22 protein-coding genes and 1 pseudogene are annotated in these 19,209 nt (G+C 68.5%); 13 read left to right on the top strand and 10 right to left on the bottom strand.

What is annotated here, in order from left to right:
• Positions 1-281 precede the first annotated feature (281 nt).
• On the bottom strand, positions 282-854 hold the full coding sequence (locus QGN31_RS24805) for a hemerythrin domain-containing protein (RefSeq protein ID WP_009956873.1): 573 nt from the start codon (positions 852-854) through the stop codon (positions 282-284).
• Positions 855-1,195: 341 nt separating this feature from the next.
• On the opposite strand from QGN31_RS24805, the gene QGN31_RS24800 reads away from it, so the two are divergent.
• The 3 genes from QGN31_RS24800 (at position 1,196) to QGN31_RS24790 (ending at position 3,133) form a co-directional block, all read left to right on the top strand.
• A complete protein-coding gene (locus QGN31_RS24800) occupies positions 1,196-2,080 on the top strand; it encodes a cyclopropane mycolic acid synthase family methyltransferase (protein ID WP_009956872.1) in 885 nt (294 codons plus the stop codon).
• Positions 2,081-2,164: 84 nt separating this feature from the next.
• A complete protein-coding gene (locus QGN31_RS24795) occupies positions 2,165-2,719 on the top strand; it encodes a hypothetical protein (RefSeq protein ID WP_009956871.1) in 555 nt (184 codons plus the stop codon).
• 60 nt (positions 2,720-2,779) lie between these two features.
• Positions 2,780-3,133: a VOC family protein gene (locus QGN31_RS24790; RefSeq protein ID WP_009956869.1), complete on the top strand. Its 354-nt coding sequence runs from the start codon at positions 2,780-2,782 to the stop codon at positions 3,131-3,133.
• 5 nt (positions 3,134-3,138) lie between these two features.
• Here the strand turns inward: QGN31_RS24790 and QGN31_RS24785 are convergent, their stop codons facing one another.
• On the bottom strand, positions 3,139-3,405 hold the full coding sequence (locus QGN31_RS24785) for a YdeI/OmpD-associated family protein (RefSeq protein ID WP_014710794.1): 267 nt from the start codon (positions 3,403-3,405) through the stop codon (positions 3,139-3,141).
• Positions 3,402-4,295: an SCO6745 family protein gene (locus tag QGN31_RS24780; RefSeq protein ID WP_014383617.1), complete on the bottom strand. Its 894-nt coding sequence runs from the start codon at positions 4,293-4,295 to the stop codon at positions 3,402-3,404. Before QGN31_RS24780 ends, QGN31_RS24785 begins: the two co-directional genes overlap by 4 nt.
• Before the next feature lie 72 nt (positions 4,296-4,367).
• On the opposite strand from QGN31_RS24780, the gene QGN31_RS24775 reads away from it, so the two are divergent.
• Complete coding sequence (locus tag QGN31_RS24775; protein ID WP_014378818.1) at positions 4,368-5,087, top strand: NUDIX hydrolase; 720 nt, start codon at positions 4,368-4,370, stop codon at positions 5,085-5,087.
• Between the two features lie 32 nt (positions 5,088-5,119).
• On the opposite strand, the gene QGN31_RS24770 is transcribed toward QGN31_RS24775, so the two are convergent.
• A complete protein-coding gene (locus QGN31_RS24770) occupies positions 5,120-5,875 on the bottom strand; it encodes a haloacid dehalogenase type II (protein ID WP_014378819.1) in 756 nt (251 codons plus the stop codon).
• A 119-nt stretch (positions 5,876-5,994) separates the two neighbouring features.
• On the opposite strand from QGN31_RS24770, the gene QGN31_RS24765 reads away from it, so the two are divergent.
• Positions 5,995-6,903, top strand: coding sequence for an SAM-dependent methyltransferase (locus QGN31_RS24765; RefSeq protein WP_014381601.1), 909 nt, complete (start codon positions 5,995-5,997; stop codon positions 6,901-6,903).
• On the opposite strand, the gene QGN31_RS24760 is transcribed toward QGN31_RS24765, so the two are convergent.
• Positions 6,863-7,435: a PadR family transcriptional regulator gene (locus QGN31_RS24760; protein ID WP_009956861.1), complete on the bottom strand. Its 573-nt coding sequence runs from the start codon at positions 7,433-7,435 to the stop codon at positions 6,863-6,865. The two genes, QGN31_RS24765 and QGN31_RS24760, sit on opposite strands and share 41 nt — an antisense overlap.
• Positions 7,436-7,555: 120 nt before the next feature.
• Between QGN31_RS24760 and QGN31_RS24755 the strand changes: the two genes are divergently transcribed.
• Both QGN31_RS24755 and QGN31_RS24750 read left to right on the top strand, forming a co-directional pair.
• Entirely contained in the window at positions 7,556-7,978 is a 423-nt protein-coding gene (locus QGN31_RS24755; protein ID WP_014941120.1) for a nuclear transport factor 2 family protein, read from the top strand.
• Positions 7,979-7,989: 11 nt separating this feature from the next.
• Positions 7,990-9,027, top strand: coding sequence for an LLM class F420-dependent oxidoreductase (locus tag QGN31_RS24750; RefSeq protein WP_014378822.1), 1,038 nt, complete (start codon positions 7,990-7,992; stop codon positions 9,025-9,027).
• A gap of 19 nt (positions 9,028-9,046) precedes the next feature.
• On the opposite strand, the gene QGN31_RS24745 is transcribed toward QGN31_RS24750, so the two are convergent.
• Positions 9,047-10,261 carry an MFS transporter gene (locus tag QGN31_RS24745; protein WP_014378823.1) on the bottom strand — a complete coding sequence of 405 codons (1,215 nt, stop codon included), beginning with the start codon at positions 10,259-10,261 and terminating at the stop codon, positions 9,047-9,049.
• 178 nt (positions 10,262-10,439) lie between these two features.
• Here QGN31_RS24745 and QGN31_RS24740 point away from each other — a divergent pair, with 178 nt between their 5' ends.
• A complete protein-coding gene (locus tag QGN31_RS24740) occupies positions 10,440-10,718 on the top strand; it encodes a hypothetical protein (RefSeq protein ID WP_008262877.1) in 279 nt (92 codons plus the stop codon).
• Positions 10,719-10,768: 50 nt separating this feature from the next.
• On the opposite strand, the gene QGN31_RS24735 is transcribed toward QGN31_RS24740, so the two are convergent.
• From QGN31_RS24735 to QGN31_RS24720, 4 genes are all read right to left on the bottom strand, one after another.
• Positions 10,769-11,716 carry an NAD(P)/FAD-dependent oxidoreductase gene (locus tag QGN31_RS24735; protein WP_043954311.1) on the bottom strand — a complete coding sequence of 316 codons (948 nt, stop codon included), beginning with the start codon at positions 11,714-11,716 and terminating at the stop codon, positions 10,769-10,771.
• Between the two features lie 17 nt (positions 11,717-11,733).
• Positions 11,734-12,951, bottom strand: a complete 1,218-nt coding sequence (locus QGN31_RS24730) for a GNAT family N-acetyltransferase (RefSeq protein WP_014383619.1) — start codon at positions 12,949-12,951, stop codon at positions 11,734-11,736.
• Positions 12,952-13,019: 68 nt separating this feature from the next.
• Complete coding sequence (locus QGN31_RS24725; protein ID WP_008262881.1) at positions 13,020-14,231, bottom strand: acyl-CoA dehydrogenase family protein; 1,212 nt, start codon at positions 14,229-14,231, stop codon at positions 13,020-13,022.
• A complete protein-coding gene (locus QGN31_RS24720) occupies positions 14,228-14,878 on the bottom strand; it encodes a TetR/AcrR family transcriptional regulator (RefSeq protein ID WP_014383620.1) in 651 nt (216 codons plus the stop codon). Before QGN31_RS24720 ends, QGN31_RS24725 begins: the two co-directional genes overlap by 4 nt.
• Before the next feature lie 219 nt (positions 14,879-15,097).
• On the opposite strand from QGN31_RS24720, the gene QGN31_RS24715 reads away from it, so the two are divergent.
• From QGN31_RS24715 to QGN31_RS24695, 5 genes and pseudogenes are all read left to right on the top strand, one after another.
• Positions 15,098-16,426, top strand: a complete 1,329-nt coding sequence (locus QGN31_RS24715) for a sensor histidine kinase (protein ID WP_009956853.1) — start codon at positions 15,098-15,100, stop codon at positions 16,424-16,426.
• Between the two features lie 403 nt (positions 16,427-16,829).
• Positions 16,830-17,060, top strand: a pseudogene (locus QGN31_RS24710) (PE domain-containing protein); the annotation flags it as partial.
• A 106-nt stretch (positions 17,061-17,166) separates the two neighbouring features.
• Positions 17,167-18,339 carry a PPE family protein gene (locus QGN31_RS24705; protein ID WP_014381602.1) on the top strand — a complete coding sequence of 391 codons (1,173 nt, stop codon included), beginning with the start codon at positions 17,167-17,169 and terminating at the stop codon, positions 18,337-18,339.
• Between the two features lie 126 nt (positions 18,340-18,465).
• On the top strand, positions 18,466-18,756 hold the full coding sequence (locus QGN31_RS24700; protein ID WP_136244239.1) for a WXG100 family type VII secretion target: 291 nt from the start codon (positions 18,466-18,468) through the stop codon (positions 18,754-18,756).
• Positions 18,757-18,807: 51 nt separating this feature from the next.
• Entirely contained in the window at positions 18,808-19,095 is a 288-nt protein-coding gene (locus QGN31_RS24695; RefSeq protein WP_008262888.1) for a WXG100 family type VII secretion target, read from the top strand.
• Positions 19,096-19,209 lie beyond the last annotated feature (114 nt).

Genomic DNA, 19,209 nt, shown 5'->3' with positions numbered 1-19,209 from the left:
CGGCGACCCTGATTTCTCTACGTGCCCATTTCCTCCGGCGGCGTCGAATAACCATCGAATCAAGACTTACCCACAACTTTCTCAGGGACAACCGGCGGGGTGGGCTTCACGGGCCTGACGTGGGACGACCGGCGGCGATCGCCGCGATCCCGCTCGGCCACGATCGCGTGCGACAAACGCCAGCTAGAACGGGTCGCCGGCATTGACGTCGGCGGCATCGCTGCGCCACCGGAGCCGACGCGCGGTTATCCCTGTCACGTTCGCCCGGTCACGGGCGCGCGTCACTGGCCTTTCAGGCTGCCGATGCGCAACGAGAAGTCCGCGGGCTCGGGGCGGGGGGCCTCCACCTGCTCGACATAGCGACGCGGGTCCCGGTCCGTGATGGGCAGCCCCTCGGTGGTGGGGTGCTCGGCCATGAACTCGCTGTATTGGCGCCCGAGCGCTTCGCGAAGGCCGATCGGGGCGTTGCGGCGGAAGTCCGAGAGCCCTTCGCGTTCCTCCTCGCCCATGTGATCGTCGTTGGCCTCGCGGGTGCGCCCGACCGCCGCCCACCACTGCTCGCTGCCGAGTTCGGCCGCGTCGGCGTCGCGGACCCCGTCGCGGATGTCGTTGTGGTCACCGATGGCGTCGAGGGTTTCGCCCTCGGCGTCCTCGCCACCCCGTTTGAGCAGTTGGGGGTAGAAGATCTTTTCCTCGATGTAGGCGTGCACGTCGAGCTTGTCGGCGAGCGGCCGCCACACCCGTTCGAGCCCGGTGTGGTCGGCCGGCTGCTGTGCCTGGAGGTAATCCAGCTGGGCGAACTGTTCGCGGAACCAATCGTGGTCGGCGAGGATCAACATGGTGATGTCGGCCATCGGTGCTCCTCCGCCCCTGTGACGCCGGTCAGCCGGCTGGGTTATCGCGTTCGACATCATTGAAGAACGCCAGCCTCGTCTTACCCGCTTGCGGGGTCGATGTAACGACCCCGCCGGCACCGCCTGGATGTGCGTGCCCGAGTTGCTCTGCGCCGCAGGGGATTAGCAAATTTGCGCCGACGTAAGTGTTCTGGCAGGCTGAGAGCCATTTCGGCGGCACTAGGCTGGTCGGGAACTCGGCGGAGGGGCACGGTGTGCCGGCCGGATACACTGGGGCGTCCGTGCGGCGATCGATTCGATCGCGCCGTTGAACCCGATATGAATAAGTCAGAGGTTGTGCCTTGTCCGAAAATCCCGGCGATGCCGTCAGCTTGGAACCGCATTTCGAGGACGTACAAGCGCACTACGACCTGTCCGACGAGTTCTTCGCGCTTTTCCTGGATCCGACGCGGACCTACAGCTGCGCGTATTTCGAGCGCGAGGACATGACGCTGGAAGAGGCGCAGATCGCCAAGGTCGACCTCTCGCTGGGCAAGCTGGGATTGCAGCCGGGCATGACGTTGCTCGACGTCGGGTGCGGCTGGGGCACCACGATCGTCCGCGCGCTCGAGCGCTATGACGTCAACGTCGTCGGGCTCACGCTGAGCCGCAATCAGCAGGCGCACGTGCAGCGCCGCCTCGACGCGCATCCGTCCGCGCGGTCCAAGCGGGTGCTGCTGCAGGGCTGGGAGCAGTTCGACGACAAGGTCGACCGCATCGTGTCGATCGGCGCCTTCGAGCACTTCGGGCGTGACCGCTACGACGATTTCTTCAAGACCGCCTATGAGGCTCTTCCGGCGGACGGCGTGATGATGCTGCACACAATCATCAAGCCCAGCGACGAGGAGTTCGCCGAGCGCGGGCTGCCCATCACCATGACCAAGCTGCGCTTCATGAAATTCATCATGGACGAGATCTTCCCGGGCGGGGATCTACCCCAGGCCAAGGGCGTCGTGGAGCACGCCCAGCGTGCCGGCTTCGGGGTGAAGCTGGTGCAGCCGCTGCGCCTGCACTACGCGCGCACCCTCGACACCTGGGCGGCCGCACTCGAGGCGCGCCGCGACGAGGCCATCGAGATTCAGTCCGAAGAGGTCTACGACCGGTACATGAAGTACCTGACCGGCTGCGCGGACCTGTTCCGTGAGGGCTACACCGACGTCGCGCAGTTCACCCTGACCAAAGGCTGACGCCCGTCCTGTGCCCCCATCCCGGGGGGCGCCCGGTTTACCGGCATAGCACGGCGGGTAGTTCCACGGCAACAACCTGATTCGGTGGGTGTCGATGTCCTTCGGCGCAAGCCGCAGGAAGGACGGATCGTGGCCGCCAAACACCGCATGCCGGAGTCGCTGGAGCAAACCCAGACGCCGACCGATCGAGGTCAGCGTCTGTCCGGTGCGGCGAAGGTGTGCGAGATCGTCTGTGCTGCCCTGATATGCGCGGCGTGCCTGACGGCGTTGGTGCTCAACGGGGTTCGCGCCGACAAACGAACCGTGACCGCCGAGGTCAGTCCGCCTTCCGTCTCGCAGCCGGTGAAGCAGGAGGGCACCGTGATCGCCGTGACGGTGGACTCGGTCACCATGCGCAGCCCCGACGGGTACACCCAGACCTATCGCTTCACCCCGGACACCACCGTCATCACCCATCGCGGCAGCCAACCCGCCGTCGCGGCACCGCAATTCACCGTCAACGACCGGGTGGTTGTGGTGGGCACCATCGAAGGTGGCTCGGCGCTGGCAACCGCGGTGGCCTACCGCGGCGCGGGACATGGGGAGGCGCCGCCGATGGATTACCTTGAGGGGCAACCGGTTCCGACCGACGCCGCCTGAGCCGCTCCCCGGGATGCCCGTCCGCCTAGGCTGATAGCGATCCAGCCACACGGAGGCGCCATGACCGAGCACGAAGCAAAGATGATCATCCTGTCCACCGACGACCTGGACGAGTCGATCCGGTTCTACAGCGAGACCCTGGGCATGCCGTTGAAGTTTCGCGACGGGGCGCACTTCGCGGCCCTGGATGCGGGCCCGGTCACGTTGGCGCTGGCAACCGCCGTGGACCATCCCATCCCCGGCCAGGTCGTCGTCGGCATCAAGACCGCGGACGTCGACGCCGCGGCGAAGGCTGTCGAGGCCAGCGGTGGTGGCATCGTCAAGGGCCCCTACGACGACGCCCACGAACGACGCGCCGTGGTCTATGACAACAAGGGCAACGGCCTGGTCTTCTACAAACCGCTGGGACGCTAGGGCGCCTACCTTCCGGTGCGTTCGCGGTGTTTGCAGCCCGGCCAGCAGCACGGCCTGCGTTTGCCTTCCTCCAGCTCCTCCTCGGTGCGGCGGATGCGGCGCGCCCGGGTGGCCTCCTGCTTGGCATCCTCGACCCAGCAGATGAACTCGTTTCGGGCCAGCGGCGTGATGTCGTTCCAGGCGGCCAGGGCCGTGGGGTTGGCGAGCAACGACTCGCGCAGGTCGGCGGGCAGCTTGTGCACCACCCCGCCGGGCACTCGCCGGGCGCTCATCGGTCCACCAAATGTGCGTTGTCATCCTGCAATTCGTCGCGGCGTAACGCCATCGGGGTCGCGGCGGGGATATCGCCGGCGGCGACCACGGCGCGCGTGATGGGGGACAGCGCCCGAAACAGCGTTTCGACCTCGTCGTCGCTGAGCACGTCGAGCACCGACAGGCAAAGGGCGTCGGTGCTCGACTCGATGTGGTCCTTCAGTTCGCGCCCCGCGGCGGTCAGCGTCCCGTCATCGCGTAGCAACCCGCGCTCGGCGAGGCGCTGTTCGTGATGGCGCCATGCCGCCTCGTCGTAATCGCGGGTGCGGGCGATGTAGTCGCGCGCGACGTTGCCCGCCGCGGCGTGTAAGACGTTGGATTCACGTCCGGAGATGCCCGCCGCCGCCAGCACCGCCACGTGCCCGTCACCGCGCTGTTCGCGCAGCAGCGTCGTGGCGTGCCACAGCGCGGCCAGGGGATCGTCGGGCCAGGGCAGGGCCAGATTAGCGGCGAACAGCGGGCGGGCATCGAGCGGCGCGTGGCGCGCCGCCTTCCCGGCGAGTTCGGCTGCCACGCGGACGTTTTCGTCCGACCCGAGGCCGTAGCGGCGCAGCGCCGCCACCGCGGACTCCTGGCGCGCCCGCAATGCGGCCTCCGGACCCGCGATCTCCCACGCCGCCGGCAACGCCTTGGCAACCCGTTCGGGCGCGAAGTTGTAGAAGACCGAGGTCACGACCTCCCGCGGCACCATGCCCAGCGGCGCGGAGCGGGCCGCGAAATAGCCCATCCAGAAACCCCGGTAACCCAACGCGTCCAACGCCGCCCGGGCCTCGGGCGCGAAATACGTCACCGCGTGCACCGGCTCGTAGCGATCGAAGAAGCGTCGGGCCAACTCGGGTTGTCGTCGCATGCTGGCAGTTAACCACCGGTGACGGGTGGGGACCAAGCACGCGGCCCGGACGACCCCGCCTAGGCTCGAGCGGTGACCATCCCCTATGACCAGGTACTACACGAGCGGATCCGGAGCAATCTCGCCGGCCACGAGCGTCGAAGCGTGGCCGATCCGGCCAAGCGGCACGCCGCCGTGGCGGTGGTGCTCGTCGACTCCGATGTCGGGGAGGACCGGGTGGATCCGGCGCCGGTGGACGACTGGAACGTCGATCGAGGGCTGCCCGCGGCCGGCCTCGACGGGCGCATGGTCGACGTGTCGGGCGGGGCGGCTTTCCTGCTGTGCCGCAGGGCTTCTCGACTCACTTCGCACGCCGCGCAGTGGGCGTTACCCGGTGGCCGCCTCGACCCGGGCGAGACCGCCGTCGAGGCCGCGCTGCGGGAATTGCGCGAGGAGGTCGGCATCGAACTCCCCGAGGCGACCGTGCTGGGACTGCTCGACGATTACCCGACCCGGTCCGGATATGTCATTACGCCGGTGGTGATTTGGGGAGGCGGCCGCCTGGATCCGCGCCCATCGCCCGACGAGGTCGTCGCGGTGTACCGGGTGGGCCTGCACCAACTGCAACGTGACGATTCGCCGCGATTCATCGCCATCCCGGAGAGCCCGCGACCGGTTGTCCAGATTCCGTTGGGGGGCGACCTGATCCACGCGCCCACCGGGGCGGTGCTCCTGCAGCTGCGGTGGCTGGGACTGGAAGGCCGCCACGACCCGGTCGACGGGCTGGAACAACCCGTTTTCGCCTGGAAGTAGCTTTCGCGCAACCTCTTCGAAAGTCGGGGCACTCAAGGTCGGCCCTGCGCACCGAACAGTGAGCCCGCCAGTTCGACCAGTGAGGTGCCTGAGACGTCCCAGGGGCCCGGGGGCGCGGGGGCGGGCACCGGGTCCGGCCCGTACTCCTGCGGGCGCGCGACGAAACCGGTCGCCAGGCCGCTATCGCGGGCCGCCTCGAGGTCGGCGGTGTGCGCCGCCACCAGCATCACCTCACCGGGCTCCAGGCCCAGCAATCGCGCGGGAGTCTGGTAGGCCCGCGGGTCGGGCTTGTAGGCCTGACTGACGTCGGAACCCAGGACCACATCCCAGGGCAGGCCCGCGTACTTCGCCATCTCGACCAGCAGCCCGGTGTTGCCGTTGGACAAGGGCCCGACGATGACGTGCCGCTTCATGACCGCGATGCCGTCGACGCTGTCCGGCCACGGTGGCAGCCAGCGCCACGACCGGGCGAGTGCCTGCACCTCGTCGCAGGGCAGCGCGTCGGCACTGACGCCGAACTTCGCGAGCGATGCGACGAGGTTCTCTCGATGCAGAACGTCCAGCGACACGAATTCCCGTCGGCCCGAGCGAATCTCGGACATGGAGGGCAGGTATCGACTGCGCCACTCCAGCGCGAACGCGTCGGGGTCGACGTCGATGTGTTGGCGCTGCGCGAAACGCCGTACCGAGGCGGCGATCCCCGAGCGCCAGTCGACGACCGTTCCGAACGTATCGAACAGAACTGCACGCACTACCCGACCGGTCGACGGTGAGCGGTAGTCGGTCATGCCTCAGGCTAACGCTGCGCTCGTCACCTGCGATGCGCCCGGCGGTGCACGGCGTACGCTATCGTTAGCTGTGCGAACGAATCTTTGACTTCCCGATTGATGACCGAAGGGAGGCCGTTGTGGCCCGAAGCGCCGGCGATACCTGGGATATCGTGACGAGCGTCGGCTTCACCGCCTTGGCGGTGTGTGCGGCGCGGGCCCTCGACGCGGGTCTGCAGCCGCCGTTGGCGAACGACGACTTCGCCGCCGGCTTCGTCGCCGCCGCCGGTGAACCGAATCTGATTGCGGCCGTGGACAACGCCGACATGAGCAGTGCCGCGGCCTTCAACGCGCAGTGGGTAGGGGTGCGGACGCGATTCTTCGACGAGTTTTTCGCTGATGCCACCCGATCGGGGACGCGCCAGGCGGTCATCTTGGCGGCCGGATTGGATTCGCGGGCGTACCGGCTGGACTGGCCCGCGGGCCACACGGTTTACGAAGTGGATCAGCCTCGGGTGCTCGCGTTCAAGCAACAGGTCCTCGACCGGCAGGGCGCCGTGCCCTCGACGAGGCGCATCACCGTCGCCACGGATTTACGGGATGACTGGGCCGGCGCGCTGATCGCGGCCGGCTTCGACCCCGACCGGCCGACGGCGTGGGCGCTCGAGGGACTGCTGCCGTATTTGCCCGGGCCGGCCCAGGATGCGCTGTTCGAAAGGCTGCACGAGTTGTCGGCGACCGGTAGCCATATTGCCGCCGAACTCGGTCCCGCCCCGGGCGAAGTGCGCGAATTCGCCGACAATGTCCCCACGATCAGCCAAGACACCGGTCAGCCTCCGGTGGCCGAGCTGTGGTACGACGATGCGCGCATCGACACCAAAGAGTTTCTGGCCCAGCGGCATTGGCGTGTCACGGCCGTGAACCTGGTCGACAAGGCGGCCACCGAGTATGGTCGGCCCTTCCACGAATTGCCGGCGGTCTTCGACCGGTTGATGCGCACCAAGTTCTTCACCGCGGTCCGCGAATCGCCGACAGGCGTCGTTCGATGACAGCCAGGGCTTGCTCGGCCCATCGAATGTTCTCCTCCTCGAACGAGATTCCGCGGACCAACGTCAGGTAGGGGCCGACCCGGTCGGTGTGGGCCAGGTACTCCTTCTCGGTGCGACCGTCCATCATGCGCGCCCGCAACCGTTCGTAGCGTTGCAGTTTGGCCCGCGCCCATTGCATCCGCTCGAGGATGGACTCGCGCACAGCCGGCATGTCGCCGGCGTCGGCGGCCTGGACCTTGACCAACAGCTCGTCGCGGATCACCGAGGGTTTCGGCGCCTTCGCGGTGAACTGCCGGATCGCCTCGCGCCCGGCCTCGGTCAGCGAGAACATCCGCTTGTTGGGCCGCCGTTCTTGACGCACGACCCGTGCCCGGATGAGGCCCTGCTCGGCCAGTCGATCCAGTTCGCGATACAGCTGCTGCGGGGTGGCCGGCCAGAAGTTCGCGACCGAGGCGTCGAAACCCTTGGCCAGGTCGTATCCCGACGACTCGCCCTCGAGGAGGGCCGCCAACACCGCGTCACGCAGCGACACCGGCCGATCGTACAGCGATGCGACTAGTCAACAAAGTGACCAACCGCACCCTGGACAATTCCCGACGGCGGCCTTAGCGTCGACCTCATTACTCAACAAGTTGACTATGCGAGGTCGCTGATGCACCCGTTCCGCACGGCCGTCGAAGAGCGCGATGAACAGGCCATCCAGGCGATGCTGGCCGACACGGTGGTGTTCACCAGCCCGGTGGCGTTCAAGCCGTATGTCGGCAAGCCGATCACCGCGCCCATCCTGCGCGGTGTGTTGCGCGTCTTCGAGGACTTCCGCTACATCCGGGAGATTCACGACGCAGGCGGCCGCGACCACGCCTTCGTTTTCGAGACCGGGATCGTCGGGGCGCCCGGGTTGAAGATCACCGGCTGCGACTTCTTGCATTTCGACGACGACGGGCTGATCGACGACTTCGTGGTGATGGTGCGGCCGCTGTCGGGCGCGACGGCATTGTCGGAGGCGATGGGCGCCCAGTTCGACCGCATCCAGCGGGAGGCGCTGGAGTTGGCCAATCAATCCGGCACCGCGTAGAAGTAGGGACCATGCGGATTGGTTTGAGCGTCAATTATGCGGGCGGTTTCAAGGACGTGGCCGCCGAAGTGGCCGACCTGGAACGCGCCGGGTTGGATATTGTTTTTGTCCCCGAGGCGTATTCGTTCGACGCGGTGAGCGCGCTCGGCTACCTGGCGGCAAGCACACAGCGGGTCGGGCTGGCGTCGGGCATCCTGCAGCTCTACACCCGCACGCCCACCCTGACCGCGATGACCGCGGCGGGCCTGGATTACGTCTCCGACGGCCGGTTCACCCTCGGCCTGGGCGCGTCCGGCCCGCAGGTCATCGAGGGCTTCCACGGTGTGCCCTACGACGCCCCGATCGGCCGGACGCGTGAAGTCATCGACATCTGCCGCCAGGTGTGGCGGCGCGAGACCGTGCGCCACCAGGGCAAGCACTACACGATCCCGCTGCCGCCCGACCGGGGGACCGGGCTGGGTAAGCCCCTCAAGCTCATCAATTCCCCAGTGCGTGAACGCATCCCGATACTGGTAGCCGCGCTGGGGCCGAAGAACGTCGAACTGGCGGCCGAGATCGCCGAGGGTTGGCAACCGATCTTCTACCTGCCCGAAAAGGCGCAGGACGTCTGGGGGGAGGCGCTGGCCACCGGGCGGGCCAAGCGGGACCCCGCGCTGGGCGAGCTCGACGTCTACGCCGGACCCGTCCTGGCCATCGGCGAAAACGTCGAGCCGCTAAGGGAATTCGTCAAACCGCACCTGGCGCTCTACATCGGCGGGATGGGCGCCAAGGGCAAGAACTTCTACCACACCCTGGCCACCAAGTACGGGTACGGCCCGCAGGCCGACCGGATCCAGGAGCTCTACCTTGCCGGCGACAAGGACGGCGCCGCCAAGGTGGTGCCCGACGATCTGGTGCGCGACGTCAACCTGATCGGCTCCCGAGCGTTCGTCAAGGAACGTCTGGCGGCCTACCGCGAGGCGGGGGTAACCACGCTGAACGTGGCGCCCATCGCGTCGACCACGGCCGAGCGGATCAAGCTCATCGAAACGCTGCGCGAACTGGTGTGACGGCCGCTGTGGAGCCAAATCAGTTCTGGCGGTGACTATCTCGTCGTAGCCGCATCGCCCTGCCGACCGCGCTCACCGACGCCAGCGCCGCCATGGCCGACAGGATCGCCGCCGAGACGCCAGGCTCGGCGGTCGCCAACAACAGTGGCAGCGCGAAGCCGATGTACGTGACGACGTAGAACACCCCGGTCAGAGCGCCCCGCAGGTGTTGCGGCGCCGCGGCCTCCAGATCGATCAAGCCCTCCCGCAGGCACAGGCCCGAAGCGCAGCCCAGGATCAACAACAGCGGTATCCCGACCGCGGGCGTCAGGGCCGGTGGCGTCGTCGCGGCCACCACGTAGCCGACCGCGGCCAAAGCCGCGCCGGCGGTCCCGGTCTGTGGCCCCCACCGGCGCGTGCGGGCCAGGACCTGAACGACACCGCTGACCCCGTTGACGATCAGGGTGGCCGTGCCCGCCGCGATCGGGGCCGCCAGCGCGGTGTGCAACCGCGTGGGGATGGTGACGAAACCCAGTGTCGCCGAGGCGTATACCCACGGTGCGAGCGGCATGGCCCAACTCAGGGCCCGCGACACTCCCTGTGCCGCCGGTCCCGTCGGGCCCGCGTCGGGGGGCGGCGCCGGCCGGGCCACGTGTGCGCCGGGTGTGGCCGCGACGGCGACGGCAAGCGATGCCAGCACGACGATCGCGGCGGCGACGGCGAACGACACCTGGATGCCGGACTGCCCGGCCCACGCGAATCCCCCGCCGGCGAACGGCCCGATGGCGAAGCCGGCGGTGAGTACCGCGCCGGCGGTCGCGGCGCCGGCCGGGCCCCTCAGGTCGGACGCCCACGCGGTGCCGGAGCTGATGGCAAGGCCCACACCGACCCCGACGACGAGGCGGCCCACCAGCAGCGCGCCGGTGTGCTGGGACAGCAGCATCGCCACCGTCCCCGCCACGGTGGCGGCCGCGCCCGCCAGCGCCATTGGCCGCCGGCCCAACGCGTCCGACGCGCGGCCGCCGATCAGCAACCCGGGGAGCAGCCCGAGCGCGTAGATGCCGAAGATGCCATCGAGGGTCGCGGTGCTGAGGTGTTCGCGGCCGCTGATCACCGGCATCAACGCGACGAAGTGGTTGGCGACCCATCCCGTCGCCAGCAGCAACGCCAGCACGCTGACGAACAGGGCCCGGGTGGCGGCCCGGCCGTTACGCGCTCGGCGGTTGCGGCCGCTGCGCACGCTCGACGAGATCACTGGTCTTCTCCCCCTCCAACGCGCGGCCGACGATCGTAGAACGCGACGCCACCCGGGTGGTTATTCCCGTGGACGTGATCGCGCCGCCGCTGCGGGCGCGGACTTCGCGGTGTGAAGGGGTTTGAAATCAGCGGATTTGGTGTACTGATACCACTACTCGCACCCAGGAAGGCACACGATGAAGTACATTGCGGCAGCCACGATCGCGATCTCCGTCTTGTTGTCCAGCGCGTGTTCGGCCTCACAGGTCATCAACACCGGCGGCGACACAAAGTGCAAAGACTTCACCACGCAGGACGAGAAGAAGCAGAACGACGAAGTCAGCAAGATGCTCAAGGACAAGAGCGGCGCAGACCCGAGCAACGTCGAGATCTCGGCGACGCGGCTCTCGGTGACGACGTACTGCCAGACGCTCGGAAAGCCGGACACGAAGATCTCCGAGGCGCCGCACGGCTGACGCACTCGGTCGGTGACGTGGGTTACGTTGCCGCCCTTGCGGTTTAGCGCCTAGTCCAGGAGCAACTGCGCGGGCACCTCGTCGTCCAGCACGGCCCGCGCCAGCAGTTCACCGAGCAGCGGCCCGAATTTCATGAGATTGCTACCGACGAACGCCAGCACGCGCCCACGCTGCGCCACCGTCCAGCCGTCGCCGCCCGGATCGAGCCACGGGGCGCGGACACTGACGCAGTCCACCTGGTCCACCGGCGAAAGTGCTGGGAACAGCGTGCGCACGGTCGCGGGGTCCGCCACCTCCTGGCCGAACGCCCACCGGCCGGTACTGCCGAGCGGCAATCCGTAGCCCTCGGGCGCGGACAGGCACGGCGCGCCGACCGCGTCCGCGCCGCGGTAGGTGAAGCGGGTGTGCGGAACGAAGTCAACCCCGAGCGGACCGAACAGGTCTGGGGTGTGCGCACCCGCACAGATCAGCACGCGGTCGCCGCGCAGCACGGTGCCGTCGGCGAGCGTCGTCGCGCCGTCGTCTGCCACCGACAGCACGTGTGCGTTGCGGATGGCGACGCGGCGCGCCAACGCGCTCAGGGCGCGGCGGATGCGCAGGCTGCCGCCGAGGGGATCGAAAACTCCTGTCTCCCAAGGCACGACCGCGAACGGAATCCGTGCCGCGATTTCGGAACGCCCGAGCCGGGAGAACTGCGCGCCGGCGGAGCTCATGGCCGCCGCGACGTCGTCGCAGGCGCCGGCGGCGATGAAGCCCTCGGAGCCCAGCAGTCGCCCCGCGCCGAACTCGGATTCCCACCGTTGCCAGCCCGTTCGCGCCGTCAGCGCCAACCGGCACAGCGCCGGGCGCCGATGCGCGACCCGGAATATCCGCGCCAGCCCGGCGGATTGCTCCCCGAATGGCCGCCCGCGCTCCAGCACGACGACGTCGTGGCCGCGCCGCGAAAGCTCGTAGGCCGCCGCGAGGCCACATATTCCCGCGCCGATGACGACGATCATCCGCATCACCCCCGCCCTCAGAAGTAAAACCCGGCGTGGGGCGCCTCGGGCACGGCGAACAATCGATCGGCCGCCGTTAGCGCTTCGGGATCGTCGGCACGGGCCAGCCCGGCCACGGCGAGATCGCGCCACGTGGTGCCGCCCAACAGGACGGCGCCCAGCCCCTCGACGTCGACGGTGACGTCGGGTTGCCGGTCGGTGACCGTGACGCCGTCGGCCGCGATGGCGAACCGTGCCGAATTGGCCGGCAGCGCAGGGTCATTGACCGCGATGGTGACGGCACCGTCGCCACCGTAGCCGCGGGCGGACAGCGCCGCCGCCACATCGATGATGCGCAGCCAGGTTTCGTCGTGCACGGCGGTGACCCGCACGGCGCGCCGGTCGGCAACCAGCCAGGGCAGCGGATCGTCGAGCGGCAGCATCCAAAACAGCACGCGGTCAACAAGATCCAGTCCGAGCAGAAAGCGCAGCAACCCCAGATAGGCCTCGGCGGTGGGCCCGAAGAAATCCTCCACCACGATGGTGCGCTGGTCGCTGACGAACCACCGCTCGGTGTCGATCGGGCGGTATCGGACGAAGCCGGATTCGGATCCCGGCTCGCCGTGCACGGCGACATACGCGGCCCCCGGGTCGGATTCGGCGCGCAGCCGCACGCCCTGCCACCACGACTGTGGGCGGTCGATGGTGCCCGGGCGGGCGGGACGGTTCTCGGCATAGATGCGCGGCAGCAACTCCCACGCCTGCGCGGTGTCGAGCAGGCGCACCCGACCGCCGGTCCCGACGTCGCGCCGCAGCCCCGCCCGCGCGGTGTGGACCTCGACGGATTGCGACGAGCTCGCGACGCCGTAGCCGTAGCGCCCATAGATCGTCGCCTCCGAGGCCCGCAGCGTCGCCACCACCTCACCGCGTGCGGCGAAGTCGCGCAGCTGGTGACGGATCAGCTCGGTGGCGATGCCTCGCCGGGTGAACGACGGCAGCACCCCGATATGGGTGACGGCGGCGTGACCCACGATCACGGGGCCGGGCAGCGTCAACCGGCTCGTCACGGCATCGGCGGTGCCGACGAGTTGACCGTCGGCGAATGCCCCCACGGTCCGGCCCGGCTCGAGCAGCGTCGTGATCTGGCCGGGGGCGAGCCCCGTAAGCGGCGGAAACCCGACCATGGCCGTGCGAAACACGTTCGCGGCGGCGATCAGATCGTCCTCGCTGTCGAGCACCCGGATCTCGGTAGCCATCCCGCCATCATGTCGCGTTCCCCGGCCGGCGCGGGCCGCGGGCCGCGCGACGCGTCAAGCGGCGATCGTCACCGGATAGGCAAACCCGTCAGCGCCCGGGAGACCACCAGGCGCTGGATCTCGCTGGTGCCCTCGAAGATCGTGAAGATCTTCGCGTCGCGGTGCATCCGCTCGACGGGGTAGTCGCGGGTGTACCCGTTGCCGCCCAGGATCTGGATCGCCTCGTCGGTGACATAGACCGCGGTTTCGCTGGCCACCAGCTTGGCCATCGACCCCTCCGCGGAGTCGAAGGATTGGTTGTTGCGGGCCATCCATCCCGCGCGCCACACCAGCAGGCGGGCGGCGTCGATGCGGCACTTCATGTCCGCCAGTTTGAAGGCCACCGCCTGAAATTCGCCGATCTTGCGGCCGAATTGCTCACGCTGGCAGGCATAGTCGAGCGCGTACTCGTAGGCGGCCCGGGCCACGCCGACGGCCATCGCGCCGACGGTGGGCCGGGTGCGCTCGAAGGTCTTCATCGCGGCCTGCCCGCGCGCGGAGGCCCCGGACTTGACGCGGGCGATGCGCGCCTCGAACTTCTCCCGGCCCCCGAGGATGTGGTCCTCGGGCAGCCGGACGTCGTCGAGCACCACCTCGGCGGTGTGGGAGGCGCGGATCCCGTGCTTTTTGAATTTCTGGCCCTGCGCCAGGCCCTTGACGCCCGCCGGGATGACGAACGTCGCCTGGCCGCGCGTGCCGAGCTCTGGGTAGACCGACGCCACCACGATGTGCACGTTGGCGATGCCGCCGTTGGTCGCCCACGTCTTGGTGCCGTTGAGGACCCACTCGGAGGTCGCCTCGTCGTAGCGCGCGCGGGTGCGGATGGCGCCGACGTCGGAACCCGCGTCGGGCTCCGACGAGCAGAACGCGCCCAGCTTGGGTTCGTCGGCGGTGCCGAACATCTCGGGCAGCCAGCGGCCCAGCTGTTCGGGGGTTCCGTTGCCCGCCAGCGCCGCCGCGGCGAGTCCCGTCCCCATGATGGACAGCGCGATACCCGCGTCGCCCCAGAACAATTCCTCGAACACCGTCAGCATGCCCAGGCCCGTCGGCTCGGCCGCCTGCTGGGCGAACAGGTCGGGGGAGTACAGCCCCACCTTCGCGGCCTCCTGGATCACCGGCCACGGTGTTTCCTCGCGCTCGTCCCATTCCGCGGCGGCGGGCCGCACGACGTCGGCCGCGAATTTGTGCACCCAGTCGCGGACTTCGATCACGTCATCGGACAGTTGTAGTGAAAACGTCACTGCTGGTCTCCTGAATTGTTGGTGTTCAAAGGGTTTCGGGGATTCGCGTGCTGGGCCAGGACGCTGACGGTCTGGTTGACCCACGCCTCGAAATACCGTTCTTCGTCGGTGTTGCCGGGCAGGCGGCCGGTGAGCGCTTGCAGGGTCGCGGCGTAGGACAGCGAGCCGATCGCGACCGCCGCGGCCGCTTCGGGGTCGGGAATGCTGGTGCGCCCGGAGCGATTCGACGCGGCCAGTTCGTCGGCGAAGCGTTGGTAGGCGTTGTCGGTGATGACCTGCCACGTCTTCTCGTCGAGATCGCCGAGCTCGTCGGGCTCGCGCAGCATGACCTTGAGCAGATCCTCGCTGTGTTTGAGGTTGCTCCAGATCAGCTGCCCGGCGGTGCGCACCGCGTGCTCGACGCTGCCCGGTTGTCCCGCGTCGTACTGCTCGCGGGCCGCCACGATGCTGTCGATCCGGTGCGCGACCGCGGCCTCGAGCAACTCGCGTTTGGAACCGAAGTGCTTGTAGAGCGCGCCCGAGCCGGGCGCCAGGCCCGATTCGCGCTGGATGTCGGCCACCGACGTGGCCGCGTACCCCTTCGCGGCGAACAGGCGTAACGCCGCGGAAAGCAGGCGGTCACGTCCGCGGCCGGGCCCGGTGAGCATGGTGAGAGAGTACTCACTCACCATGCGGGCGAGCAAACGGCGTCCGGTCCCCGGGCGGCGGCGGGCACGGGTGCGGCGCGGTTGACGGTAAATTCTTGCGAAACGCCATCGCGCTTGAACGTGCCGAACCCCCGCGGCTGTGAGGGTTGTACTCAGGCTGGTCGTCACGAACCCACAAAGGAGCCCGACATCCGCGTCTTCCCGCGTGTACAGCTGCCGATGCGGGTGCTGTCGCTGCGCACCATCCTCATCGTCGCCGCCATCTCGGTGATGACGCTGGTCGTCCTGCTGGGCACCTGGGTGTGGGTGGGCGTCACCAACGACCAGTACAGCCAGCTCGATCGCCGGCTCGATTCGGTCAGCAGCCTGGGCGACATCAGCAGCCTGCTCAACACCGCGCCGCCCGCCACCCCCGATCGGCACATGCCGGACGGCAACCTGGTGCGCACCGCGCGCATCGGCGGGGTGACCGTGTCGGCGCCCAGCAGCATCGTGTTGCCCCAACTGCCCGACGGCTACGCCAACACGACCATCAACGGGGTGCAGTACCGCGTTCGCACCTTCACCGCGGGTCCCGCCTCGATAGCGTTGGCCGCGCCGCTGGCCGAGGCCCAGCATCGGATCAACGAACTGCACCTGCGGGTGTTGCTGATCTGCGCCAGCGTCATCGGTGGCACGGTCGTGGTGGGCTGGGTGATCTCGTTGATCATGGTCAATCCCTTCCTGCTGCTGGCCCAGCAGGCCCGTGCGATCAACGCCCAGTCCAGCCCGGACGAGGTCCAGGTGCGCGGCGTGCGCGAGGCGGTGGAGATCGCCGAGGCGGTGGAGGGGATGCTGGCCCGCATCGGCAAGGAACAGCAGCGCACCAAGGCGGCGCTCGAGTCGGCGCGCGACTTCGCGGCGGTCGCCTCCCACGAGCTGCGCACGCCGTTGACGGCCATGCGCACCAATCTCGAGGTGTTGTCCACCCTGGACCTGCCGCCCGAGCAGCGGCACGAGGTCATCGGCGACGTCATCCGCACCCAGAGCCGCATCGAAGGGACGCTCACGGCGCTGGAGCGGCTGGCGCAGGGCGAACTGACCACCGTCGACGATTTCGTCCCCTTCGACATCACCGAGCTGCTGGACCGCGCCGCGCACGACGCGCTGCGCAGCTACCCCGCCGTCGAGGTCTCCCTGGTGCCCTCGCCGACGGTGCTGATGGTCGGGCTGCCCACCGGCCTGCGGCTGGTGATCGACAACGCGATCGCCAACGCCGTCAAGCACGGCAACGCCGGCAAGATCCAGCTGACCGTCAGCAGTTCCGGCGAGGGCGTGGAGATCGCGATCGACGACGACGGCACCGGCGTCCCGGAATCCGAACGTGCCACGGTGTTCGAGCGCTTCGCCCGCGGATCGACGGCCTCACGTTCGGGATCGGGGCTGGGCCTGGCGCTGGTCGCCCAGCAGGCCGAATTGCACGGCGGCACAGCGGCATTGCAGACCAGCCCACTCGGTGGCACCCGACTTCTGTTGCGGCTCGCCGGCGACGGGCGTGGCCCGGCCTAGCCGCCTGCCTGGACCGACGGAGCCGTTCTTAACGCGCCGCGAAATGTTTACTCCGATAACCTCGACAGCCGGCGCGCACTCACCCGCCCGCCATTTCCCGCAAATATCCCCGACACCATTACGCCGCCGTTCGGAACCTGCCATTCGGCATCAAACTCGACGCCCCGGCGAGAAAAGACGGGGATTTTGTGACTGCCGAGTCTCGAGTGGCGATTGAGGTTTATTAACGACTCTTTGTGGGAAATCACCAGTTTCGCGCTTGGGACCAGCCTGAATTACCGAAATCAGGGGCCACGCATCCGGCCGATTGGCAGTGAATACAAGATCAACCAATCCGCACTACACTAAGGCCCCAAGAAGGCCCCGAGCACGTGGCTTTGGCGTTGAGGGTTCGGAGGGAATCATGGTTGTTTCGGTGCAGTCGGAGGCGGTGCTGGCGTCTGCAGCCGCCGAGTCGGCGATCAGCGCGGAGACCGAGGCCGCGGCCTCGGCGGCGTCGCCGGTCCTGCTGGGAGTGCTGCCGATGGGCGGCGACCCCGACTCGGCGATGTTCGCGGCGGCGCTGAACGCGTGCGGCGCGAGCTACCTGGGCGTGGTTTCCGAGCACGCCGCCCAACGCGGCTTGTTCTCCGGCACGCAGACCCTCGCCTCGGGGACCTATGTGGTCACCGAGCTCATGCGCAGCCTGACGCTGGCTATTGGCGCTTAGTCGCTAGCAACGTTTAAAGGGGGAGGTGCGCATGGCCGATCCTGGGTGGGCTGCGCGTACACCTGAGGAAAACGACCTGCTGCTCAAGGCCGGCGCGGGCGTCGTCACTCATCTGGCCAACCAGGCAGCCTGGACCGCGCTGGCGGCCACCCATCACGGCTCCAGCATCGCCTCGACGATCAACACCGTCGCGACGTCGGCCAGCTGGACCGGCGCCGGTTCGTTGGCCTCGGCGGCCAACGCCACCGCGCTCAACGCGTCGCTGCACGGGCTCGCCGGCTGGGTCGACGTGAAGCCGGCGGTGGTTTCGACGGCGGTCTCGGCGTATCAGATGGCGTACGGCTCGATGCGGCCCGCGCCCGAATGCATCGAAAACCGCACCGAGACCGCCACCGACTACGGCATCAACCCGCTGGTGCTCGGCGCCCTCACCCCACGGATCACGTCGCTGGAGCTCGAGTACTTCGGGTCGATGTGGCCGAACAACTCCGCGGTCGGGGCCAGCTACGGATCGATCCTCACGGCCTTGTCCTCGAGCCTGACCATTCCGCCGCCGATCGCGACCATGGGCGCCTCGCCGGCGGCGCCGGCGCAGGCCGCGGCGGCGGTGGGGGAGTCCGCGGCGCAAATGGGCGCGGGCGACGGCATGCGCGCCGCCATGCAGGGCGCCCAGACCGGTACGCAGGGCGCGGGGCAGGCGACCTCGGGCGCCCAGGACTTCATGGGTCAGGCCGGCACGTTCATGCAGCCCGTGCAGCAGATGATGGGGGCGGCCCCGCAGATGATGCAGGCTCCCATGCAGGCGATGCAGGCCCCGATGCAGATGATGCAGCCGCTGATGGGCATGTTCGCCAATCCCGGCGCCATGGGCATGGGCGGGGCGACGCCCGCGGTTTCCGCGGTCTCGGCCACCGGGCTTTCGGCGGCGGAGGCCGGCGGGGGCGCGTCCCTGGGCAGTGCGGGCGTCCCCGCGAGCACTTTCACCCGTCCGGTCAGCGCATTCGAGCCCGCCACCAGTGGCCGGCCGGTGGGGTTGCGCCCGGCCGGTGCGTTGGGCGCCGAGGCCATGCGACCGCAGACCACGACGACGGGCGGCGCCCCGATGGGCGGCATGCCCGTGGGGCATGCGGCGGGAGGCGACCGCGGATCCCGTGACAAAGCCGAACAGCCGGCGACCGTGCGGGTTGTCGACGCCAGAGTCTGAAGCACACCCCCTGGTGAAAGGTGAATCGACAGGTCCGAATAGCCGCCATACACTTCGCTTCATGCCCTTACGGGGGGCGGCCAACCGCAGAAGGAGAATTCCGTGACAATCAAGGTGACCCCGCAAATGCTTCGCGATACTTCAAACGCGATTCAGGCAAACATGGAACATGCGATCGGGATCGGTCAGGGATACGTCGCAAATCAGGAAAATGTGATGAACCCGGCCACCTGGTCCGGTGACGCGGTCGCCGCGTCGCACGCGACGGCCATCGAGGTTCAAAACGACTTGAACAAAGTGTTGACCGGCGGCACCCGCCTGGCCGAGGGCCTCACGAAGGCGGCGGCACTGATGGAAGGCCACGAGGCGGATTCCTCGCACGCCTTTACCGCCCTATTCGGCGGCCACGGCTCCTGACCCGCCCACCCATTCGTCAATTCATAAAGGTCTTTTGAAAGGAAATTCACCATGTCCGACCCGATCACTTACAACCCGGGTGCCGTAGCCGACTTCGCCACCGACGTCGCCTCCCGCGCCGGCCAGTTGCAGTCCATTTTCGACGACACCTCCAACCGGACGCACGCGCTGCAGGAATTCTTCGCCGGCCACGGCGCGTCGGGCTTCTTCGAGGCGCAGGCGCAGATGCTGTCGGGGTTGCAGGGCCTCATCGACACCATCCGCCAGCACGGCCAGACGACCTCGCACGTGCTCGACAGCGCGCTCAGCACCGACCAGCACATCGCCGGCCTGTTCTGAGCCCGCTCGACCACCGGGACCAGCGAAGGTGGGGCAGATGCGCCGAGCGTATGTGCCCCACCTTCGGTCTCTGCTACGCCGATTCGAGGGAGTCGCTGATTAGGGGCGGGGCGA

The sequence above is a fragment of the Mycobacterium sp. 2-64 genome (genome assembly GCF_035918375.1).
In the GTDB taxonomy this organism is placed as follows: Bacteria; Actinomycetota; Actinomycetes; order Mycobacteriales; family Mycobacteriaceae; genus Mycobacterium; species Mycobacterium intracellulare.
This window is presented reverse-complemented; position numbering and strand designations above follow the sequence as displayed.

Excerpts from the sequence above, each read along its gene's own strand:
- QGN31_RS24705 (WP_014381602.1), top strand. The coding sequence starts at position 17,167 with ATGGCCGATCCTGGGTGGGCTGCGCGTACACCTGAGGAAAACGACCTG.
- QGN31_RS24780 (WP_014383617.1), bottom strand. The coding sequence starts at position 4,295 with ATGCGACGACAACCCGAGTTGGCCCGACGCTTCTTCGATCGCTACGAG.
- QGN31_RS24695 (WP_008262888.1), top strand. The coding sequence starts at position 18,808 with ATGTCCGACCCGATCACTTACAACCCGGGTGCCGTAGCCGACTTCGCC.
- QGN31_RS24755 (WP_014941120.1), top strand. The coding sequence starts at position 7,556 with ATGCACCCGTTCCGCACGGCCGTCGAAGAGCGCGATGAACAGGCCATC.
- QGN31_RS24735 (WP_043954311.1), bottom strand. The coding sequence starts at position 11,716 with ATGATCGTCGTCATCGGCGCGGGAATATGTGGCCTCGCGGCGGCCTAC.
- QGN31_RS24740 (WP_008262877.1), top strand. The coding sequence starts at position 10,440 with ATGAAGTACATTGCGGCAGCCACGATCGCGATCTCCGTCTTGTTGTCC.
- QGN31_RS24750 (WP_014378822.1), top strand. The coding sequence starts at position 7,990 with ATGCGGATTGGTTTGAGCGTCAATTATGCGGGCGGTTTCAAGGACGTG.
- QGN31_RS24730 (WP_014383619.1), bottom strand. The coding sequence starts at position 12,951 with ATGGCTACCGAGATCCGGGTGCTCGACAGCGAGGACGATCTGATCGCC.
- QGN31_RS24720 (WP_014383620.1), bottom strand. The coding sequence starts at position 14,878 with ATGCTCACCGGGCCCGGCCGCGGACGTGACCGCCTGCTTTCCGCGGCG.
- QGN31_RS24770 (WP_014378819.1), bottom strand. The coding sequence starts at position 5,875 with ATGACCGACTACCGCTCACCGTCGACCGGTCGGGTAGTGCGTGCAGTT.
- QGN31_RS24805 (WP_009956873.1), bottom strand. The coding sequence starts at position 854 with ATGGCCGACATCACCATGTTGATCCTCGCCGACCACGATTGGTTCCGC.
- QGN31_RS24785 (WP_014710794.1), bottom strand. The coding sequence starts at position 3,405 with ATGAGCGCCCGGCGAGTGCCCGGCGGGGTGGTGCACAAGCTGCCCGCC.
- QGN31_RS24790 (WP_009956869.1), top strand. The coding sequence starts at position 2,780 with ATGACCGAGCACGAAGCAAAGATGATCATCCTGTCCACCGACGACCTG.
- QGN31_RS24700 (WP_136244239.1), top strand. The coding sequence starts at position 18,466 with ATGCTTCGCGATACTTCAAACGCGATTCAGGCAAACATGGAACATGCG.
- QGN31_RS24715 (WP_009956853.1), top strand. The coding sequence starts at position 15,098 with ATGCGGGTGCTGTCGCTGCGCACCATCCTCATCGTCGCCGCCATCTCG.